The 20241-nt window shown below is 71.8% G+C and carries 15 protein-coding genes; 8 read left to right on the top strand and 7 right to left on the bottom strand.

Annotation, left to right across the window (positions count from 1 at the left end):
- The first annotated feature begins 550 nt into the window (after positions 1 to 550).
- Both ACRAKF_RS03930 and ACRAKF_RS03925 read left to right on the top strand, forming a co-directional pair.
- Positions 551 to 2836, top strand: coding sequence for a penicillin acylase family protein (locus ACRAKF_RS03930; RefSeq protein WP_447035393.1), 2286 nt, complete (start codon positions 551 to 553; stop codon positions 2834 to 2836).
- Between the two features lie 215 nt (positions 2837 to 3051).
- Positions 3052 to 4416, top strand: a complete 1365-nt coding sequence (locus tag ACRAKF_RS03925) for an FAD-dependent oxidoreductase (RefSeq protein WP_447035392.1) — start codon at positions 3052 to 3054, stop codon at positions 4414 to 4416.
- 154 nt (positions 4417 to 4570) lie between these two features.
- Here ACRAKF_RS03925 and ACRAKF_RS03920 read toward each other — a convergent pair whose 3' ends face one another.
- The 4 genes from ACRAKF_RS03920 to ACRAKF_RS03905 form a co-directional block, all read right to left on the bottom strand.
- Positions 4571 to 5938 carry an aldehyde dehydrogenase family protein gene (locus tag ACRAKF_RS03920; protein ID WP_447035391.1) on the bottom strand — a complete coding sequence of 456 codons (1368 nt, stop codon included), beginning with the start codon at positions 5936 to 5938 and terminating at the stop codon, positions 4571 to 4573.
- 2 nt (positions 5939 to 5940) lie between these two features.
- On the bottom strand, positions 5941 to 6525 hold the full coding sequence (locus ACRAKF_RS03915; protein ID WP_447035390.1) for a TetR/AcrR family transcriptional regulator: 585 nt from the start codon (positions 6523 to 6525) through the stop codon (positions 5941 to 5943).
- 3 nt (positions 6526 to 6528) lie between these two features.
- Positions 6529 to 7224 carry a type 1 glutamine amidotransferase domain-containing protein gene (locus tag ACRAKF_RS03910; RefSeq protein WP_447041796.1) on the bottom strand — a complete coding sequence of 232 codons (696 nt, stop codon included), beginning with the start codon at positions 7222 to 7224 and terminating at the stop codon, positions 6529 to 6531.
- 309 nt (positions 7225 to 7533) lie between these two features.
- A complete protein-coding gene (locus ACRAKF_RS03905; protein WP_447035389.1) occupies positions 7534 to 8112 on the bottom strand; it encodes a TetR/AcrR family transcriptional regulator in 579 nt (192 codons plus the stop codon).
- Between the two features lie 235 nt (positions 8113 to 8347).
- Here ACRAKF_RS03905 and ACRAKF_RS03900 point away from each other — a divergent pair, with 235 nt between their 5' ends.
- The 6 genes from ACRAKF_RS03900 to ACRAKF_RS03875 all read left to right on the top strand — a co-directional run bounded on the left by ACRAKF_RS03900 (position 8348) and on the right by ACRAKF_RS03875 (position 15089).
- The gene (locus tag ACRAKF_RS03900) at positions 8348 to 8890 is read left to right on the top strand and encodes a (2Fe-2S)-binding protein (RefSeq protein ID WP_447035388.1); all 543 of its coding nucleotides are present in this window, start codon (positions 8348 to 8350) and stop codon (positions 8888 to 8890) included.
- Complete coding sequence (locus tag ACRAKF_RS03895; RefSeq protein WP_447035387.1) at positions 8887 to 9879, top strand: FAD binding domain-containing protein; 993 nt, start codon at positions 8887 to 8889, stop codon at positions 9877 to 9879. The genes ACRAKF_RS03900 and ACRAKF_RS03895 overlap by 4 nt, the downstream gene beginning before the upstream one ends.
- Positions 9876 to 11999, top strand: a complete 2124-nt coding sequence (locus ACRAKF_RS03890) for a xanthine dehydrogenase family protein molybdopterin-binding subunit (protein WP_447035386.1) — start codon at positions 9876 to 9878, stop codon at positions 11997 to 11999. Before ACRAKF_RS03895 ends, ACRAKF_RS03890 begins: the two co-directional genes overlap by 4 nt.
- A complete protein-coding gene (locus ACRAKF_RS03885; RefSeq protein ID WP_447035385.1) occupies positions 11992 to 13149 on the top strand; it encodes an XdhC family protein in 1158 nt (385 codons plus the stop codon). Before ACRAKF_RS03890 ends, ACRAKF_RS03885 begins: the two co-directional genes overlap by 8 nt.
- Before the next feature lie 75 nt (positions 13150 to 13224).
- Positions 13225 to 14121, top strand: a complete 897-nt coding sequence (locus ACRAKF_RS03880) for an MEDS domain-containing protein (protein WP_447035384.1) — start codon at positions 13225 to 13227, stop codon at positions 14119 to 14121.
- A complete protein-coding gene (locus ACRAKF_RS03875) occupies positions 14118 to 15089 on the top strand; it encodes an anti-sigma factor RsbA family regulatory protein (protein WP_447035383.1) in 972 nt (323 codons plus the stop codon). The genes ACRAKF_RS03880 and ACRAKF_RS03875 overlap by 4 nt, the downstream gene beginning before the upstream one ends.
- A gap of 9 nt (positions 15090 to 15098) precedes the next feature.
- On the opposite strand, the gene ACRAKF_RS03870 is transcribed toward ACRAKF_RS03875, so the two are convergent.
- The 3 genes from ACRAKF_RS03870 to ACRAKF_RS03860 all read right to left on the bottom strand — a co-directional run bounded on the left by ACRAKF_RS03870 (position 15099) and on the right by ACRAKF_RS03860 (position 20197).
- Positions 15099 to 16658, bottom strand: a complete 1560-nt coding sequence (locus ACRAKF_RS03870) for an FAD-dependent oxidoreductase (RefSeq protein WP_447035382.1) — start codon at positions 16656 to 16658, stop codon at positions 15099 to 15101.
- Positions 16659 to 16755: 97 nt separating this feature from the next.
- A complete protein-coding gene (locus tag ACRAKF_RS03865; RefSeq protein WP_447035381.1) occupies positions 16756 to 18792 on the bottom strand; it encodes a CocE/NonD family hydrolase in 2037 nt (678 codons plus the stop codon).
- A 91-nt stretch (positions 18793 to 18883) separates the two neighbouring features.
- Entirely contained in the window at positions 18884 to 20197 is a 1314-nt protein-coding gene (locus tag ACRAKF_RS03860; protein ID WP_447035380.1) for an ATP-grasp domain-containing protein, read from the bottom strand.
- Positions 20198 to 20241 lie beyond the last annotated feature (44 nt).

Raw genomic sequence — 20241 nt, 5'->3', positions numbered from 1 at the left:
GAGCCCTTCCTTCGCGGGACGGCTCCGTAGTCGGTCCGCAGGGAGGGGCAACGCCGAGCTGACCCAACGGCTAGCGCGTGACGGCCGCCGCGGCGCGGAGTGCGTTCGGCGGTACTCCCTCAACGGCGCATGGAACGGTGCGGCCCTGGACGCCCTGGACGCCCTGGCCGCACCGCTGAGCGTGCGCACGGTGGCGATGCGCGCCTCGTCCGCCGTGGATCTCCCCTTCACTCGATGATGGGCAGCCGGTCGAGCCGCAGGGCACTGCCTCCGCTCTGGGACACGTAACGCCTGCGGAGCGCGCGCCGCGAGTCTCCACGGCGTCACGTTCGAAGAATGAGCGCGCCAAGTGGTGGCGTCCGGCGGGAAGATCAGGAAGGCTCCCGCGCATGGTCTCGGTAGAGCGGAACGTGGCGAGCGACTGTGCGGACACTCATGGCTTCCCTGGCAGGGAGCCGCCAACGTCCCCGGGGTCGCCCGAAGTCGCATGATCCCTGATTCCCGAACCTCCCGAACGTCCCGAACGTCCCGAACGAAGGTGAAGGCACTGATGAGCCATGCACGGAACACGGGCCAGAACGCCGGTCTGAGCCGGCGCCGCGTCCTGGGCGGCGCCGCCGGACTGGCCGTGGTCGCGGCGGGTCTGCCGTCCGGTGCCGCGTTCGCGACAGCGACCCGGCCCGCCGAGGATCGCTGGGCCAAACATGCCGCGCGTGTGACGATCACCCGTGACGACTGGGGCGTCGCCCACATCGTGGGCGACACCGACGCCGACGCGGTGTTCGGGATGATGTACGCCCAGGCCGAGGACGACTTCAACCGGGTCGAGACCAACTACCTGGTGGCCTTGGGCCGCCTCGCCGAGGCCGAGGGCGAGAGCGCGATATGGCAGGACCTGCGCCAGCGGCTCTACCTCGACCACGAGCAACTGAAGAAGAGTTACGCGAAATGTCCCGCCTGGCTGCGTACGCTGATGCGGGCCTGGGCGGACGGCCTGAACTTCTACCTCGCCACCCACCCCGACGTACGCCCGCGCGTCATCGACCACTTCGAGCCGTGGATGCCGCTCAGCTTCTCCGAAGGCAGCATCGGCGGCGACATCGAATCCATCCCGCTCAGCCAGCTCGAAGCCTTCTACACCAAGCGCGAGATCCCGCTGACCGACGAGGAGCGCGGCCTGGCGCTCCGCGAACCCACCGGCTCCAACGGCATGGCGATCGCCCCGAGCCGCACGCGCAACGGCCACGCGCTGCTCCTCATCAATCCGCACACCAGCTTCTTCTTCCGCGCCGAACAGCACGTGACCAGCAAGGAGGGACTCAACGCCTACGGCGCCGCCACCTGGGGTCAGTTCTTCATCTACCAGGGCTTCAACGCCGACACCGGCTGGATGCACACTTCGAGCGGCGTCGACAACGTCGACAACTTCGCCGAGACGATCGTGACCGGCCAGGGCGACAAGGGCGAGAAGGGCGACAAGGGCGGCCAGGGCAGCAAGGGCGCCAAGCGCTCCTATCGCTACGGCGACAGGCTGCGCCCCGTGACCACGAAAAGGGTCACGCTGTCCGTCCGTACCGAGGACGGCGGGCAGGAGGAGCGCGGCTTCACCACGTACGCCACGCACCACGGTCCCATCGTCCGGGAGGAGGACGGCAAATGGATCGCGTGTGCGCTGATGAACAAGCCCGTCGACGCGCTCAAGCAGAGCTTCCTGCGCACCAGGACGCAGGACTACGAGGAGTACATCCGGGTCGCGGAACTCAAGGCCAACAGCTCGAACAACACCCTCTTCGCGGACTCCAAGGGTGACATCGCCTTCCTGATGCCGCAGTTCATGCCCAGGCGGGACGACCGCTTCGACTACCTCAAGCCCGTCGACGGCAGCGACCCCGCCACCGACTGGAACGGGCTGCACAGCCTGGCGAGCATGCCGAAGGCCGTGAACCCGAAGAGCGGCTGGGCGTTCAACACGAACAACTGGCCCTGGACCGCCGCCGGCGACGACAGTCCCGACGCGGCCGACTACCCGCGCTACTTCGACCGGTTCGGCGAGAACCCGCGTGGTCCGCAGGCGGTCCGCGTGCTGAGCGCGCGCGACGACTTCACCCCGAAGACGCTGATCGAGGCCGCCTTCGACCCGTACCTCACCGCCTTCGCCAGGCTGCTCCCCGGCCTCGTCTCCGCGTGGGACGCGCTGCCGAGGGGCAGCAAGCAGAAGAGGCGGCTGGCCGGGCCGGTCGCCCTGCTGCGCGGCTGGGACACCCGCTGGTCCGCCGAGTCGACCGCCACGTCGGTGGCCGTGTTCTGGGGAGAGGACCTGTGGGCGCTCACGTTCCGGGCCGCCATGGAGGCCGGCCTCTCGGTATGGGACTACATGGCGGAGCGTGCCACCGACACCCAGCGGCTCGACGCGCTCGGCACAGCGGTGGCGCGCCTTGAGCGGGACTTCGGCGGCTGGCAGGTGCCATGGGGTGACATCAACCGCTACCAGCGCAACGACGGTGCGATCGTGCAGCAGTTCAGCGACGACAAGCCGAGCAGTCCGGTCCCCTTCACCTCTGCGCGCTGGGGCTCGCTCGCGTCGTTCGGCGCCAAGAGCTACCCCGGGACGAAGCGCTACTACGGCACCAGCGGCAACAGTTTCGTGGCGGTGGTGGAGTTCGGGCCCCGGCTGCGGGCCTGGGCGGTGACGGCGGGCGGCGTGAGCGGGCATCCGGACTCGCCGCACTTCGACGACCAGGTGGAACGCTACGCGAGCGGTGACCTGCGGCCCGTCTACTTCTACCCCGACGAGCTCGAGGGGCACATCGAGCGGAGGTACCGGCCGGGCGTGTGACGGCCGGGCGTGTGACGGCCGGGTGTGTGACCGGTGGCCGAAAGGAAGGGCTCGCACGGGCTCTTCCGCCGCCGGGCGCCCATAAGCCAGCCATAGGGGACCTCATAAGCTCGCCTTATGAGGTCATAAACTCGACCCGGCTACTGACTTAGGTTTGCCTTAGTTTAGGCTTCCAGGTGCGTGCCCCCCCGCCACCGCTCGAAGGGAACCTGAACATGCCTCGCCCTCTGCGGGTAGCCATTGTCGGAGCCGGCCCCGCCGGGATCTACGCTGCCGACGCGCTGCTGAAGTCCGCAGTGGCCGTCGATCCCGGTGTGTCGATCGACCTCTTCGAGCGGATGCCGGCGCCGTTCGGTCTCATCCGTTACGGCGTCGCCCCCGATCACCCGCGCATCAAGGGCATCATCACGGCCCTGCACCAGGTGCTCGACAAGCCCCAGATCCGTCTCTTCGGCAACGTCGACTACCCGAACGACATCAGCCTCGACGATCTGCGCAGCTTCTACGACGGCGTGATCTTCTCCACCGGGGCCACGGCCGACCGCGCCCTCGACATACCCGGCATCGACCTCGACGGTTCGTACGGGGCCGCCGACTTCGTCTCCTGGTACGACGGACACCCCGATGTGCCGCGCACCTGGCCCCTGGAGGCCGAGAAGGTCGCCGTCCTGGGCGTCGGCAATGTCGCGCTGGACGTGGCGCGCATCCTCGCCAAGACCGCCGAGGAACTGCTGCCGACCGAGATCCCGCCGAACGTCCACGAGGGCCTCAAGGCCAACAAGGCCCTGGAGGTGCACGTCTTCGGCCGCCGCGGACCCGCGCAGGCCAAGTTCAGCCCGATGGAGCTGCGGGAGCTCGACCACTCCCCGAACATCGAGGTCATCGTCGACCCCGAGGACATCGACTACGACGACGGCTCGATCGCCACGCGGCGCGGCAACAAGCAGGCCGACATGGTCGCGAAGACGCTGGAGAACTGGGCGATCCGCGACGTCGGCGACCGCCCGCACAAGCTGTTCCTGCACTTCTTCGAGTCGCCCGTGGAGATCCTCGGCGAGAACGGTGAGGTCGTCGGCCTGCGCACCGAGCGCACCGCCCTCGACGGCACCGGCAACGTCAAGGGCACCGGCGAGTTCAAGGACTGGGACCTCGGCGCGGTCTACCGTGCCGTCGGCTACCTCTCCGACGAGCTGCCGAAGCTGCCCTGGGACGTGGCGTCCGGAACCGTCCCCGACCGGGCGGGCCGGGTGATCGAGGAGTCCGGCGAGCACCTGCCGTCGACGTACGTCACCGGCTGGATCCGGCGCGGACCCGTAGGCCTCATCGGGCACACCAAGGGTGACGCCAACGAGACGGTCGCCAGCCTCATCGACGACCACGAGAACGGCCGCCTGCTCACCCCGGAGGCGCCCGCCCCCGAGGCCGTGGACGCCTTCCTCGCCGAGCGGAACGTCCGCTTCACCACCTGGGAGGGCTGGTACCGCCTCGACGCCGCCGAGAAGGCGCTGGGCGAGCCGCAGGGCCGCGAGCGCGTGAAGCTCGTCGAGCGCGAGGACATGCTGGACGCGAGCGGCGCGTAAGCACCGAGCGGAGCCCTTCCGGAACCCTTCCGTAACCCTTCCGGAGCCTTCCGGAACCCTTCACGGCCCATACGACCGAGCCTCTCGGTCATATGGGCCGTACTGGTCGGCGCCCGGCATCCGGGACCCGGAGCCTGGCCGCTGCCGGACCCGCCTAGCTCACCGGCACGTCGAGCCGTGCGCGGCGGTGGCTGAACGTGGCGATGGAGTGCGGGCCGTGGTAGTTGCCCATGCCGCTCTCGCCGACGCCGCCGAACGGCAGCTCGGGCACGCGAAGATGGGCCATCGGGAGGCCGAAGCCGAGCCCGCCGGACGAGGTCTCCGTGGCGAGGCGGTGCCGGGTGGTCTCGTTGTCCGTGAAACCGTAGAGGGCCAGCGGCTTGTCGCGGTCGTTGATGAAGGCGATGGCCTCGTCCAGGTCCGTGACCTCCACGATGGGCAGGACCGGGCCGAAGATCTCCTCGCGCATCACGGGGTCGTCGCCCTTCACGCCGGTCAGGACGGTCGGCGCGATGTAGACGTCGTCGCGGTCGGTCTGCCCGCCGAACGCCGTGGTCCCCGAGTCGAGCAGCGCGGCCACGCGGTCGAAGTGCCGCTGGTTGACCATGCGCCCGTACGCGGCCGAGGACTGCGGGTCGGGGCCGAACAGGTTCCGCACCGACTCGGCGAGCGCGCCGGCCAGGGCGCGGGCGGTGGCCGGGTCGGTCAGGACGTAGTCCGGGGCGACGCAGGTCTGTCCGGAGTTGCGGAACTTGGTGTCCGCCAGGCGGGCCGCCACGGCGGTGACGTCCGCGTCCCGGTCGACGAACACCGGCGACTTGCCGCCGAGTTCCAGGGTGACGGGGGTGAGGTGCTCGGCGGCGGCGCGCATCACGATGCGGCCGACCGTGCCGTTGCCCGTGTAGAAGATGTGGTCGAAGCGCTGCGCGAGCAGCTCCGTGGTGCGCGGCACGTCACCCTCGACGACGGCGACCGCGTCGCGGTCCAGGTACTGGGGGAGCAGGCGGGCCATCAGCGCCGAGGTGGCAGGGGCGACCTCGCTCGGCTTGAGGACGACGGCGTTGCCCGCCGCGAGCGCGCCCGCGACCGGCACCAGGGAGAGCTGGACCGGGTAGTTCCAGGGCGCGATGACCAGGACGGTGCCCAGCGGCTCGTAGAGCGTGCCGGCCGTGGACCCGGCGGGCAGCCCCACGAGGGCGGCCTGGTCGAGGGGCTGCGGCTCCAGCCACACCCGCAGATTGGCCAGCGTGTGGTCGATCTCGCGTACGGGGAAGTCGACCTCGGCGGCGGAGGCCTCGGGGCGGGGCTTGCGCAGATCGCTGTAGAGGGCATCGGTGACGGCGTCGCGGTTCTCGGTCAGGAGCGCGCGCAGCCGGGTGAGCTGCTCCTCGCGCCAGGCCAGCGGCCGGGTGCGGCCGGTGGCGAAGGTGGCGCGGAGCCGGGCGACGAGGGCGGGGATGTCCTCGGTGTCCTGCGTGGGAGTGGGTGTGGGGGTGGGAGTGGGGGTGGGGGTGGTGCTCATCGTTACGTTCCTTGGGGGGAGGTGGTGAGGGGGCGCGGGGGGCCCGTGCCGAGCAGTCCGGCCGCGAGGGCGGCGGACGCAGGGCGCAGCAGGTCACGGGCGCCCGGCACGGATTCGAGGCCGACGACGAGCGCGACGCAGATGTCGGCGGCCTGCGGCGGCTCGACGCCGTCGGCGGTGCCCGCCTCGTCGAACAGGGCCGTCAGGAGATCACGTAGGTCCGTCGTGAACGACGTACAGATGGCGCCGAACAGACGGGCCCTGCCGTCGAGGAGCTCGGCGGCGTGCGGGGAGTCCTGGCCGAGGCGCAGGACCAGGTCGAGCTTGGCGGCCAGGATGCCGTGCAGCCGCTCCTCGGCGGGCACATCGGCGCGGGCCGCTTCCCCGGCGCGCCGGAGCGCCTGTTCGTGGAGGCGTCCGGCGAGCCGGCGGAAGGCGTCGTCCTTACCGCGTACGTACTGGTAGACCGCTGACCGGGACACGCCCATGGAGGTGGCGATGTCGTCCATCGTGGTGCGTCGCACGCCGTACCGCGTCAGGCAGTCGTAGGCGGCGTCGAGGACCTCGTCGAGCCGGTCGGCGGCCATCGCTCAGGCCAGCTTCTTCAGGAGCTCGGCGGCGAGCGGGGCGGAGGACGCGGGGTTCTGGCCGGTGACGAGGTTGCGGTCGACGACCACCTTCGGGGCCCAGGGCTCGCCCTCCTGGAAGTCGGCGCCGGCCTCGACGAGGCGGTCCTGGAGCAGCCACTTGGCCTTGTCGGCGAGGCCCGCCTGGGTCTCCTCGGCGTTGGTGAAGCCGGTCAGGCGGTACCCCGCGAAGACGTTGGTGCCGTCGTCCCTGGTGGCGGCGAGCATGGCCGCGGGGGCGTGGCAGACCACGCCGAGCGGCATGCCGATCTCCAGGGCCGTGGTGAGGAGCCTGCCGGAGTCGGCGTCGACGGCGAGGTCCTCCATGGGGCCGTGGCCGCCCGGGTAGAAGACGGCGGCATAGTCCGCGAGGTCCACTTCGGCGAGCTTGACCGGGTGCTTGAGCTCGGTGAAGCCGTCGAGGGCGGCGGCCACCTCGTCGGCGGCCTCCTGGCCGCCGTTGGCCTCGGGGGCGAGCGAGCCGCGGTCGACGGTCGGGACGACACCGCCGGGGGTGGCGACGACGATCTCGTGACCCGCGGCCTTGAACGCCTTGTAGGGGGCGACGGCCTCCTCGGCCCAGAAGCCGGTCGGGTGCTTGCTGCCGTCCGCCAGCGTCCACTGGTCGGCGCCGGTGACAACGAAAAGAATCTTCGACATGGTGTGCTCTCCGAGGATGACGACGAGGGTGGGGTCGTCGAGGACTGACATTCCGACTGGCAGCCCGACTGGCAGCCCGAGTGATAGTCCGACTGGCAGTCCGACCGGCAGTCCGGCTGACATTCCGGCTGACATTCCGGCTGACATTCCGTGTGTAGAACGTCAGTACGTCAGTACGTCGACATCTCGAAGGTAGACCGATCGGACATAGGTATCCAATGCGGAAACCAATGGAAGCTATCGGGAAACCGATGGGGCCACGGGGAATGCGAGCCCCGTACCGGCGCGGCGACGTGCCGCCGAACGGGCTCAGCGCCCGGGGGCACCGGCCCGCAGGCCGTCCATGACCAGGTCCATCAGGCGTCCGGCGCGCGCCTGCCAGTCGCCGTGCGGGTCGATCTGCCACAGTCCGGCGATGGCGAGCAGGAAGTCGTCCGGGGTCACGCCGGGGCGGATGGTGCCCGCCTCCTCGTTCGCCTCCAGGAGCAGCGCCACGGCCTCGGTCAGCGGGCCGTACCCCACGCCGGCCAGGCTGCCGAGCGCGCTGGTCGCCTTGCGGATGGCGTCGGCGAGGCCGGCCTTGGCCATCGCGTACTGCACGAGGCGGTCCATCCACTCCCGCAGGGCCTGGTCGGGGGCGCGGGTGTGCAGGAGCTGGCAGGCGGCTTCGGAGACCTGCCGCACTTCGTAGCGGTAGACCTCCAGGATCAGCGCCTCGCGGCTGGGGAAGTTGCGGTAGAAGGTCCCCTGCCCGACGCCCGCCTTCTTCGCGATCGCGCTCAGCGGCGCGTCGCTCGCCCGCGTCAGCTCGGCGAGCGCGACCTCGAGGATGCGGTCGCGGTTCCGCTGGGCGTCGGAGCGCAGGGGACCGTCCCGATGCTGGCCCACTGCGTCTCCTCTCGCGCGCCGAGTCCGGTTGGACCTTGCTAAGCGGACAAGTGTCCACTAAGTTCTGAAGCTAACGGACAACTGTCCGCTTGGGCCCACCATAGCGGCAGAAACAGCCACCGGGGACGGCCCGCGCCTTCGTGCCGCCCCTTTCCCCCCTCTGTACAGCGCCACCGCCTCCCGAACCACCGCCGGGACCGCCTCGTTCTCCGCGATCCGCGAAAGAAGGCTGCTCATGGCTCCATCGACGTCCAGTGCCCTCACCCTCAACGTCAACGGTGAGAAGCACACGCTGTCCGTCGACCACCGGACCACCCTGCTCGACGCGCTGCGCGAGCGGCTCGACCTGACCGGCACCAAGAAGGGGTGCGACCAGGGCCAGTGCGGTGCCTGCACGGTCCTGATCGACGGCCGCCGCGCCGTCTCCTGTCTTCAGCTCGCGGTCGCCGCCGAGGGGCGCGAGATCACCACCATCGAGGGCGTCGCCGACGGGGACCGGCTGCACCCCGTGCAGCAGGCCTTCCTCGACCTCGACGGCTTCCAGTGCGGCTACTGCACGCCGGGCCAGATCTGCTCGGCCCTCGGCGTCATCGAGGAGCACGCGGCCGGCTGGCCGAGTGCCGCGACCACCGACGTACGGCCCGAGGCGGGCGTGCCCGAACTGACCGCCGAGGAGATCCGCGAGCGGATGAGCGGCAACCTGTGCCGCTGCGGGGCCTACGTGTCGATCGTGCAGGCGGTCGCGCGCGCCGCGCGCGCCGAGGAGGAGACGGTATGAAGGACTTCGGATACCAGCGGGTCCACGACGTCTCCGGGGCCGTCGCCCTGCTCGGCGCCGACCCCGACGCCCGCTATCTCGGCGGCGGCACCAACCTCGTCGACCTGATGAAGACCGGCGTCGAGCGGCCCGCGCGCCTCGTCGACGTACGCGAACTGCCCCTGGACAGGGTCGAGTCCACCGAGGACGGCGGCCTGAGCATCGGCGCGACCGTCACCAACAGCGACCTCGCCGCCCACCCCGAGGTCCGGCGCCGCTACCCCGCGCTCGCCGAGGCCGTCCTCGCGGGCGCGTCCGGCCAGCTCCGCAACATGGCCACCGTCGGCGGCAACCTCCTCCAGCGCACCCGCTGCGGCTACTTCACCGACGTGAGCAAGCCGTGCAACAAGCGGAACCCCGGCAGCGGCTGCCCCGCCGTCGAGGGCGAGCACCACAACCACGCGATCCTCGGCGCCACCGAGCACTGCGTCGCCGTCCACCCCTCCGACATGGGTGTGGCCCTGGCCGCCTTCGACGCCGTGGTCGGCTACGAAACCGCCGCGGGGCCCGGCGAACTGCCGCTGGCCGACTTCTACCTGCCGGTGGGTCACACCCCGCACCTGGAGACCGCGCTGCCCTCCGGCGCGCTGATCACCGGCATCACCCTGCCGCCGGCCCCGGTCGCCGCCGCCTCCCGCTACCGCAAGGTGCGCGAGCGCGCCTCGTACGCGTTCGCCATCGGCTCGATCGCCGCGGCCCTGGACGTCAGGGACGGCGTCGTACGCGAGGCGCGCCTCGCCTATGGCGCGGTCGCCTCCCGGCCATGGCGGGCCCACGCCGCCGAACGCGCGCTGACCGGCGGCCCCGCGACCGCGGAGGCGTTCGCCGCCGCGGCCGACGCGGAACTGGCAGCCGCGAGCCCGCTCGCCCACAACGGCTACAAGGTCACGCTCCTGCGCAACCTCACCGTGGCCGTGCTCACCGAACTCACCGAGGAGGCCGCCCGATGACCACGACCACCGGACCCACCGCGGTCACCGGCGCCGTCGGCTCCGCGCACACCCGCGTCGAGGGCTTCGACAAGGTCACCGGAGCGGCCCGCTACGCGGCGGAGATCCCCTTCACGAACCTCGCCCACGGCTGGCTGGTGCTCTCCACCGTCACCCGCGGCCGCATCCTCTCCGTGGAGGCCGAGCCCGTCCGGCGGATGCCAGGAGTCCTCGACGTCCTGCACCACGGCAACGCGCCGAGGGTGGACCCCAGTTACGAGGGCATGCTCGGACGCCCCGACCCCACCGTCGCGGTCTTCCAGACCGACGAGATCCCCTACGCGGGCTGGCCCGTTGCGCTGGTCGTCGCCGAGACGTCGGAACAGGCGAGGGAGGCCGCAGAGGCGCTCGTCGTCCACTACGCCGAGGAGCCGCACGACGTCGACTTCCACGCCGGACGACCGGGCACCTACACGCCGGACGGCGACGGCATGCGCGCAGAGAAGGGCGACGTGGAGGCCGAACTCGCCGCGTCCACGCACGTGGTGGACGCCGAGTACAGCACCCCCGAGGAACACCACAGCGCGATGGAGCCGCACGCCGCGACGGCCCGCTGGGACAGCGGCCGCCTGGAGGTCGTCGACTCCAACCAGGGCAGCACCTGGATCGCGGACGAGCTGTCGAAGCTGTTCTCCCTCGACCCGGCCGCGGTCCGGGTGCGCTCCGAGCACGTCGGCGGCGCCTTCGGCTCCAAGGGCCTGCGGGTCCACCAGGTCCTCGCCGTGATGGCGGCGACCGTCCTCGACCGTCCGGTGCGCGTCGTCATGACCCGCCGCCAGATGTTCTCCCTCGTCGGCTACCGCAGCCCCACCGTCCAGCGCGTGCGGCTCGGCGCCGACCCCGACGGGCGGCTGCGGGCCGTCGACCACCAGGGACTGAACCTGACGTCGACCGTCCACGAGTTCGTCGAGCCGAGCGCCTCGTTCGGGCGCCCGATGTACGCCGCCGACGCCCACCACACCGTCAGCCGTGTCGTACGCCTCGACGTGCCGACGCCCACCTACATGCGGGCGCCGGGCGAGGCCCCGGGCTCGTTCGCGCTGGAATCCGCGCTCGACGAGCTGGCGGAGAAGAGCGGCATGGACCCCATCGCGCTGCGCCTCCGCAACGAACCGGAGGTGGGCCCCGTCTCGGGCCTGCCGTTCGCAGGACGCAACCTCAAGGCCTGCTTCGAGGAAGGAGCCCGCAGGTTCGGCTGGGCCGATCGCGACCCACGCCCCGGGACGCGCCGCGACGGACGCTGGCTGCTCGGCACCGGCATGGCGTCGGCCACCTTCCCCGTGATCGTCGCCCCCTCCACGGCATCGGCCACCGCCGAGCCCGACGGCACCTTCACGGTGCGGATCACCGCCTCCGACATCGGCACCGGGGCCCGCACCGCGCTGACCCTGGTCGCCGCGGACGCCCTGGAGGTGGAGCCCGCCCGTATCCGCGTGCGCATCGCCGACAGCGACTTCGGGCCCGCGACGATCGCCGGCGGTTCGATGGGCACACGCTCCTGGGGCTGGGCGGTGCGGGACGCGGCGACCGAACTGCGCGAGCAACTGGCGCTCGGCGGCGACGTCCCGCCGCAGGGGCTCACCACCAGGTCGGACACGAGTGCCGCCATCGGCGCGCTCGCCCAGAAGGAACGGCAGTCCTACGGCGCCCAGTTCGCCGAGGTCGCCGTGGACGTCGGCACCGGTGAGGTGCGGGTGCGGCGCATGCTCGGCATCTTCGCGGCCGGCCGGATCATCAATCCCCTGACGGCGCGCAGCCAGCTCGTCGGCGGCATGACGTGGGGCCTGTCCATGGCCCTGCACGAAGAGGCGGTCAGGGACCAGCTCACCGGCGCCCACGTCGGCGCGGACCTCGCGGGCTACCACTTCGCCGCCAACGCCGACGTGCCGCACATCGAGGCGGACTGGGTCGACGACCCCGACCCCGACGACCCGATCGGGATCAAGGGCATCGGCGAGATCGGCGTCGTGGGCGCCGCCGCGGCCATCGCCAACGCCGTCTGGCACGCGACCGGCGTCCGCCACCGGAACCTGCCCATCCGCCCCGACCGCGTGCTCCAGGCGGGCAGCCCGCGTGCTTGACATCGCCGACGACCTGAACCGCTGGGTCGCGGAGGGCCGGGACTTCGCGGTCGCCACCGTCGTGAGCGTCGGCGGCAGCGCACCGCGGGGTCCCGGCGCCGCCATGGCCGTGGACGGTCACGGCACGGCCATCGGCTCGGTATCGGGCGGCTGCGTGGAAGGGGCGGTGTACGACCTGTGCGTCACCGCCCTGGACGAGGGCGAGACCGTGGCCGAGCGGTTCGGCTACAGCGACGAGGACGCCTTCGCCGTGGGCCTGACCTGCGGCGGCGTCATCGACGTCCTGGTCACGCCGGTCCCGGTGGACTCCCCCGACAGGGCGGTGTTCGCCACCGCCCTCAGCGCCGCCGCCCGCGGCGGGACCGCCGCGCTGGCCCGCGTCATCGAGGGGCCGGCCGAACTGCTCGGCAGGCCCCTGGTGGTGCGCCCCGACGCGGCACACGAAGGGAGCCTCGGTGGGCACCCGGACCTGGACCGCACGGCGGCGGGGGAGAGCCGGGCGCTGCTCGCGGCCGGCCGCACCGGGCAGTTCGTCGTCTCGGAGAGCGGATCGCGCTGCGGGAGCGCCGTGACGGTCCTCGCCGAGTCGAGCGTGCCGCCGCCCCGGATGATCGTCTTCGGGGCCGTCGACTTCGCGGCGGCCCTGGTCCGCACGGGGAAGTTCCTCGGCTACCACGTCACCGTGTGCGACGCCCGCCCCGTCTTCGCCACGCGGGCCCGTTTCCCCGAGGCGGACGACGTCGTCGTCGACTGGCCCCACCGCTACCTCGAAGGCACCGCGACGGACGACCGCACGGTGTTGTGCGTGCTCACCCACGACGCCAAGTTCGACGTGCCCCTGCTCGAAGCCGCGCTGCGGCTGCCCGTGGCGTTCGTCGGGGCCATGGGCTCCCGCCGCACCCACGAGGACCGCAACCGCAGGCTCCGCGAAGTCGGCGTCACCGAGCAGGAACTGACGCGCCTTCACTCGCCCATCGGCCTCGATCTCGGCGCCCGCACCCCCGAGGAGACCGCGCTGTCCATCGCCGCGGAGATCGTCGCGGCCCGCCAGGGAGGCACCGGGCGTCCCCTGACCGGCTCGCGGACACCGATCCACCCCGAGATGGCCTTGGCGGCGGATCACCGAAGCCCGTCCCGTGCGAGGCCCTGAATGCGTACGGTGTAATCGTTCGGCCACACCGGGTAGCGGTGCGGCAGTGGCGCGCACCGGAGGGGGTGCATGGGGATGGACACCGCTCCCGCCCTGCGTGCGGTGGGGGAGATGCGGCCGGGGGACCACCTCTTCCACGGTTACGAAACGGAAGAGGAACGCGAGGCGGTGCTCGCGGCCTTCCTCGTGGACGGCCTCGCGAGCGGCCACGGCGGACTGCTCCTGACCTCGGCCCAGGCACCCCCCGACCTGCGGGAACGGCTGCGGCGCCAGGGCCACGACGTGCCCGAGGCGCTCGCCCGCGGCCGGCTGAGCACGAAATCCCTGCGGAGTGCGGAAGCGCAAGCGGAATCCGACGACCTCGGCGCGCTGGTGTGCCGCGAGGCCGAGAGTGCGATCTCCGGCGGACTCCTCGGCCTGCGCGTCGTCCTGGAGGCGGCACCGAGGCGGGACACGCGGGCGCCCGGAGGGCTCGGCGACGCCGAGAAGCTCCTCGACCCCGTCTTCCATGTGCTGCCGGTGATCGGCCTGTGCCAGTACGACCGCCGCGCCTTCGACCCGCCCGAACTGGCCGCACTCGACGCCCTGCACCACGGCAGGGCGGTCGCCGACGACGTCTGGCAGGACGAACTGCTGCGCATCACCCGCACGTTCACCCCGCCGGGCCTCGCTCTGCGCGGCGAGGTGGACGACAGCAACCTCATCGCGGTGGCCCGCGCCCTGCGCGCCGAGACCGAGCGGGCCGCCGGACGGGCGGAGGCACCGCACCGGACCCGCGTCGACCTGCGCGAGCTGACCTTCATCGACGTCTGCGCGCTGCGACTGTTCGTCTTCACCGGGCTGAGCCTGCACGCCCTTGGCGGCGGCATGGTCCTCGACGGCGTGGCCCCCCATGTGCGCAGGGTCCTGCGCGTCACCGGCTGGGACCGCGTGCCCGGCCTCTTCACGGGAAAGGGGCGTGAGGGGCCATGACGAGCCTCGGCTTCGTCCACCAGGCACTGTCCTACGCCTCGGACGACGCGTTCCTCTCCGGCACGGCAGGCTTCGTCAGGGACGGCCTCGCGGCGGACGACGTGGTGCTGGCCGTCGTCGCGTCCCGCAACATCACGCTGCTGCGGGACGCCCTCGGCGGTGCCGCGCGGGACGTGGACTTCTTCGACGCCCTGGACTGGTACCACTACCCCTCCCGCACCCTCGGCAGGTACCACGACTACTGCACCGCGCGGGAGGAGGGCGGCGCCCGCCGGATCCGCGTCATCGGAGAACCGGTGTGGACCGGCCGCACGGCCGTCGAGACCCGCGAATGGATCCGCTACGAGTCGGTGGTCAACGCCGCGTTCGCCGGCTCGGGCCACTGGATCGTCTGCCCCTACGACGCCCGGGTACTGCCCGCCGACGTACTCGACACCGTGGGGCGCACCCACCCGGAGGTGACCTCGGGGGTTGCGGCGCCGGAGCCGAGCGGCCGGTACGCGGACCCGGCCGACTTCTACACCGAGTGCTCCGAACTCGCCCGCGCGTCGGCGGACCCGCTCGCCGCCTCCGCCAGGCCCCGCGCGATCACCTTCACCCGCGGCGAGTCGGTGGCCGCCCGTCTGGCCGTCGCCGAGTACGCCCGGCGCTGCGGCATCGCGGAGGACCGCGCGCGGGACATGGTCGCGGCCGTCCACGAGGCGGTGGTCAACGCCGTCCGCTTCGGGGGCGGCGGCGGGGTGCTGCGGCTGTTCAGCGACTCCGACTGGGTGGTCTGCGAGGTCGCCGACACCGGCGCCGGCCGCATCGCCCCCTCCCTGCGGGGCACGGGCTTCCTGGGCCATGTCCCGCCCGACCCGCACGCCCCCAAAGGCCACGGCCTGTGGGTCGCACGGCAGTTGAGTGACCTGGTCACCGAGGACTTCGACGGCGAGGGAGCGGTCCTGCGGCTGCACTTCCGCCGCTGAGAGTTCGGCTCAGGAGCGGGGCAGCTCGCGGCGCTCCAGGGGGCGGGTCGCGGGCCCCTGGAGCACCGAACCGTCGGTGGCGAAGCGGGAGCCGTGGCAGGGGCACTCCCACGTGGTCTCCGCCTCGTTGAAGGCGACCAGGCAGCCGAGGTGGGTGCAGCGGGCGGAGACGGCGTGCAGCGCGCCGTCCTCGTCACGGTGGACCGCGCAGCGGCTCCCCTCGACCCGCACCACCGCTCCCGAACCGGCGGGGATCTCGTCCACGGAGTCCACGTGCGAGGACTTGAGGCGGTCGCCCACGAAGTGCTTGGCCACCTCGGCCTGCTGGCCGAGCAGCGCCGGAGCCTCCCGCACGGTGCTCAGCAGCCGGCGCGGGTCGTACAGGTCCGACCAGGGGGACGTTTCCCCGTCGATCAGCCGGGCGAGCAGCGTGCCCGCCATGACGCCGTTGCTCATGCCCCAGCCGCCGAACCCCGCGGCCACGTACGTGTTGCGGGCGCCGGGGTGGAAGGGGCCGACCATGGGGACGCCGTCGGTCGCGGAGTTGTCCTGCGCGGCCCAGCGGTAGAGGGTCTCCCCGACGTCGAAGCGCTCCCGCATCCACGTGTCGAGGGCCCGGAACCCGGCCGCGGCGTCACCGGTGCCCGGGGTGAAGCCCTCGCCCGTGACGATCAGCAGCCGCCCGCCGTCGCCGTACGGAGCGGTGCGCACCGAACGCTTGCCCTCGTCCTGGGTGATGTACATGCCCCGCGGGTCCTGCCCGGCGGCGGCCAGCGGTGCGGCGACGACGAGCTCGCGGTTGGCCGAGAGGCGGGCGAAGAGCAGCGCCCGGTCGAACACGGGGTAGTGGGTCGCGACGACGACGGCCTTCGCGGTGACCGTGTGCCCCGACTCGGCCGTCACCCGGCAGGGCGTGCCCTCCTTCAGGCCGGTCACCCGCGTGCGCTCGTGGATGACACCGCCCCGCGCGCGCAGGTCGTCGGCGAGCGCGAGCAGGTACTCGCGAGGATGGAACTGCGCCTGGTCCGCCACGCGCACCGCGCCCGCCACCTCGAAGGGCAGGCCGGTGACCTCGGTGTACTCCGCCGAGAGACCGGCCTCCGCGGCCGCGGCCGCCTCGGCCCGCAGCGCGTCGGTCCCTTCGGGGCGGATGGTGTACGTGTAGGCGGGCGCCCGCTCCAACTGGCAGTCCACGCCGAGTTCGGCGCTGACGGCGGCCACCCGCTCCACCGCCTCCTGCTGCGAGCGCGCGTACAGGCGGGCGGCCTCGGGCCCGCGGGTGCCGCGGAGCCGCTCGTAGACGAGGGAGTGCAGCGAGGACAGCTTCGCGGTGGTGTAGCCGGTCACCCCGGCGGCGATGCGGTCGGCTTCGAGGACCGCCACGGTCCGGCCCCGGCGGGCCGCCTCCCACGCCGTGCTGAGCCCCGCGACTCCGCCGCCGACCACGGCGACGTCCACCTCGATGTCCTCGGCCAGCGGCGCGTGGGACGTCGCCGGGGTGGTGTCCATCCAGTACGACTCGGGGCGGCCCGGCAGCGGACCGGCCGGAGTGGGAGGTGCGGCAGACATGGGGATCTCCTTGGTCTCGGGCCCAGCGTAGGCAAAAGGGGCATGTCGCACCCGCCGGCGAGGGGCGGGACGTATCCCGCCCCTCGCCGGGCTCCGTTCAGAGCCAGTCGCGGGGCACTGTCTCGTTCCACGTACGGGAGAAGACGCGCCGCTCGCCCTCGTAGCCGTCGAGCGTGGCGTCGACGAGGAAGTTCTCCTTGTCGCACCGCAGCACCGTGCGGGTCTCCACCCGCACGTCCCAGTCGCCCCGCCGGAAGGTCACCGTCCAGGCCGACTCACCGCCCACCGACGTGAAGTCCTCCCCGGTGGAGGTGTACCGCTCGAAGGCGCGGCAGCCGACGTCCAGGCAGATCTCCTCGAAGCGCACGACGCCCCGGTCCTTGACGATCTCCAGCGCCGAGTCGTAGTTGACCAGGTCACGCCGGACCTCCCAGCGCTGGTCCGGCGGTGTCAGCCGGGTGGTGGCCAGCGGCTCGGTGCCCTCCGGCTCCTCGAAGGGGCGGTGCGGCACGTTGTCCGGCTCCGCCACGGGACGCACCGGCAGCCGCAGCGCGCTGGTGCCCTCGTACACGCTGAGCAGGACCGGGCAGGGCGGCGGCCAGGCGAGCGGCCAGTACGACGTGGAGAGGGAGAGCCGGATGCGGTGGCCGGGCGGGAACGACTGCGCCACGCCGTTGAGCTGGAGGGTCGCGCGGTAGCGCTTGCCGGGCTCCAGTGGTTGGGGCTCGCCCGTGCCGTCCCTGCGGGTCAGGTTGAGCACGCCGTACGTCACGCGCGTGGCCCGGCCGTCGGGGGCGACGTCCGAGAGGCGGGCGGCGACGGTGGCCACCGGCTCGCTGACGGACAGGTCGAGGTCGACGGAGGGCGAGCCGAGGATCTCCACCGCCTCGGTCAGCTGGGGCGAGTCGAAGACCAGCGAGCCGCCGTCCTCCTCCCGCTGGTCGTAGGGGAGGTCGGGCGGTGCGTTGTAGGACGCCCACTTGCCGGCGAACTGACCGACCGACAGGGGTGACTGCACGGTCAGGGCATCGCCGGACTCCGCCGGCTGCGGCACCTCGCCCTGCCGGGTGATGCGGTGGCGCAGCAGGGGGTGGGAGATGTCCTGGATGTGCGGCGAGGGCCACTCCGGTTCGCCGACCCAGCGGCCGGGGCGCTCCTCGTAGGAGGTCGAGGGCGGCACGCTGTCCTGCATCCAGGCCCGCAGCATGGGGCCCTCCATGACGCCGTTGTCCTCGCCCTTGAGCCAGTGGTCCCACCAGCGGACCACTTCCTGGAGATAGCCGATGGCGGGGCCCGGCTCACCCAGGTGCGGGTACTTGTGCGACCAGGGGCCGACGAGGCCCTTGCGCGGCACGTCGAGGTGGCCGAGGAGCCGGGCCACGGCGTTGGAGTAGCCGTCCGCCCAGCCGCTGGAGGCGAGGACGGGGCAGCGTACGGCCGAGTAGTTCTCGCAGACCGAGGCGTGCTGCCAGTACGCGTCGCGACGCTGGTGACGCAGCCATTCGAGGACCCAGGGGCGGGTGCCCTCCATGCGCTCGTGCCACATCTCGCGCCAGCGGTCGCCGACCACGGCCGGGTCGGGCGGGCAGGTGCTGTAGGCGAACATGGTGCCCGCCTCGGCGAGGTTGTCGGACAGCATCGCGCCGCCCATGTAGTGCATGTCGTCCGCGTACCGGTCGTCCGTGAACGAGGAGATGACGATCGCCTTCAGGCTCGGCGGCTGCCGAGCGGCGACCTGGAGCGCGGCGAACGCGCCCCAGGAGATGCCCATCATGCCGGTGGACCCGTCGCACCAGGGCTGCTCCGCCAGCCAGGCGAGCACCTCCTCGGCGTCGGTCTGCTCCTGCTCCAGGTACTCGTCCTTGAGGACACCCTCGGACTCACCCGTGCCGCGCACGTCCACACGCACGCACGCGTAGCCGTGGCCGGCGATGTAGGGGTGGTGGATCGAGTCGCGCACGGAACTCAGGTCGCGCTTGCGGTACGGGATGTACTCGAGGACGGCCGGGACGGGCGCGTCGTCCGAGGACGTCGGGCGCCAGATGCGCGCCGACAGACGGGTGCCGTCGGACATCGGGACGACGACGTGTTCTTCCTCTTTGGTCGCGTACGGGAGATTGCCCACGTAACGCATGTGGCCGTGCCATCCTCTCGGTCGACCGTTCCGCCGTCCGGCGGAGCGGGGTGGGTCAGTGCTGTTGCTGCGGGGCGTGGAGTGCGGGGTGCTAGTCGTTGGTGAGGTCGCGTCCGCCGGGCTCCGTGTCGTCGAAGGTGAGGCCGAGGGCCGCCACGCACTGGTCGTACTTGCTCCGCAGCTCCTCCTCACTGTCGCCCCCGGTGGAGATGTGGGCGAGTTCAAAGCTGTAGCTGTCCTGGTGGGGGGCGTCGGAGAGGCGCTGGCCGTCCTCGACCAGGACCTCGATGCGCACGTGCCCGATCTCACGCTCGATGCGGTCGAGCTCCTCACGGGTGGGCACGTCGTGCACCACACCGTCGGCGAACCAGCGGTAGTACCACTTCGCGGAGGTCGCGCACGGGCCCTGGCCGTGCGGGAACGCGGGGTCCTCGCCGAAGGCGAGGCTGACCATGCAGTGGTGGTTGGACGTGCCGTCCACGAACCCGAAGAGCTCGGCGTGCGACTGCGAGTGCCGGGGGTTGATCTCCAGCAGGTTCAGCTCGTCATTGCTGGGGTCGTAGAAGTACTCGATGCTGAAGGTCGCCGAGTCCATCCCGATCTGCCGCATCACCCGTTCGGAGACGTCGTGCAGGCGGCGCACCACCGGCTCCGGCAGGGTGGAGGGGTACTGGTGGCGGAGGAAGCAGGAGGAGTCCGGATAGTTGATCGAGTCGAGGACGCCGTAGATGGTGACCTCACCTTGGTGGACGTACCCCTCCACGGCGACCTGGACCCCGGAGAGAGCCTCCTCCGCGAGACAGACCTGCGCGCCGATGCCCGCCATCTCCTCGGGCACCTCGATCTGGTCGAGGATGTACTCGAAGGGCCGGCCGACCAGGCCGATCCCGTCCTTGATCTTGGCCACCGCGTCCCGGAACTCGTACGGGTCATGGACGCTGTAGGCCAGCTTCGACGAATACGAGAGCGCCGGCTTGAGCCACATGGGGAAGCGCACGCCCTCCGGGGGCTGCGGGTCCGCCGCCGCCAGGTCCACCCGGCCGAAGCGCGGATGCTCGTCGATCACCTTCTGCTGTTCGAGGCGGCTCCAGTACTTGTGCTCGCACTTGACGACGGACTCCAGGCTGGTGCTGCGGGTGCCGTACCGGTCGCCCAGCATCGCCACCAGCGTGCTGACGGGGAAGTCCCAGTAGCCGACGATCGCGTCGATCTCGCCGTCGAACGCGTCGAGGATCTTCTCCGCCCTCGCCAGGAGCTCCGGTACGGAGACCTCGCCCTGCTGTAGCTCCTCGATCGTGAGCAGCTGGTGGAACCGGCAGTCCGCCGCGTGCGGTATGTCCCTCAGCGCCGGCAGGTTGGCGTCGTCCAGACCTACGACGAAGACGTTCTTCTGGCGTGCAGCCACGGATGCTCCTTCTCTCGACAGCGTCAGTGGCGCTGAGTACCCGC

Source organism: Streptomyces sp. DSM 118878, from assembly GCF_052936595.1.
The sequence above is the reverse complement of the archived record's forward strand: the minus strand, read 5'-3'. Positions and strand labels throughout refer to the sequence as shown.

Excerpts from the sequence above, each read along its gene's own strand:
- ACRAKF_RS03920 (WP_447035391.1), bottom strand. The coding sequence starts at position 5,938 with ATGAGCACCACCCCCACCCCCACTCCCACCCCCACACCCACTCCCACG.
- ACRAKF_RS03910 (WP_447041796.1), bottom strand. The coding sequence starts at position 7,224 with ATGTCGAAGATTCTTTTCGTTGTCACCGGCGCCGACCAGTGGACGCTG.
- ACRAKF_RS03880 (WP_447035384.1), top strand. The coding sequence starts at position 13,225 with ATGGACACCGCTCCCGCCCTGCGTGCGGTGGGGGAGATGCGGCCGGGG.
- ACRAKF_RS03865 (WP_447035381.1), bottom strand. The coding sequence starts at position 18,792 with ATGCGTTACGTGGGCAATCTCCCGTACGCGACCAAAGAGGAAGAACAC.
- ACRAKF_RS03930 (WP_447035393.1), top strand. The coding sequence starts at position 551 with ATGAGCCATGCACGGAACACGGGCCAGAACGCCGGTCTGAGCCGGCGC.
- ACRAKF_RS03870 (WP_447035382.1), bottom strand. The coding sequence starts at position 16,658 with ATGTCTGCCGCACCTCCCACTCCGGCCGGTCCGCTGCCGGGCCGCCCC.
- ACRAKF_RS03890 (WP_447035386.1), top strand. The coding sequence starts at position 9,876 with ATGACCACGACCACCGGACCCACCGCGGTCACCGGCGCCGTCGGCTCC.
- ACRAKF_RS03900 (WP_447035388.1), top strand. The coding sequence starts at position 8,348 with ATGGCTCCATCGACGTCCAGTGCCCTCACCCTCAACGTCAACGGTGAG.
- ACRAKF_RS03915 (WP_447035390.1), bottom strand. The coding sequence starts at position 6,525 with ATGGCCGCCGACCGGCTCGACGAGGTCCTCGACGCCGCCTACGACTGC.
- ACRAKF_RS03875 (WP_447035383.1), top strand. The coding sequence starts at position 14,118 with ATGACGAGCCTCGGCTTCGTCCACCAGGCACTGTCCTACGCCTCGGAC.
- ACRAKF_RS03895 (WP_447035387.1), top strand. The coding sequence starts at position 8,887 with ATGAAGGACTTCGGATACCAGCGGGTCCACGACGTCTCCGGGGCCGTC.
- ACRAKF_RS03925 (WP_447035392.1), top strand. The coding sequence starts at position 3,052 with ATGCCTCGCCCTCTGCGGGTAGCCATTGTCGGAGCCGGCCCCGCCGGG.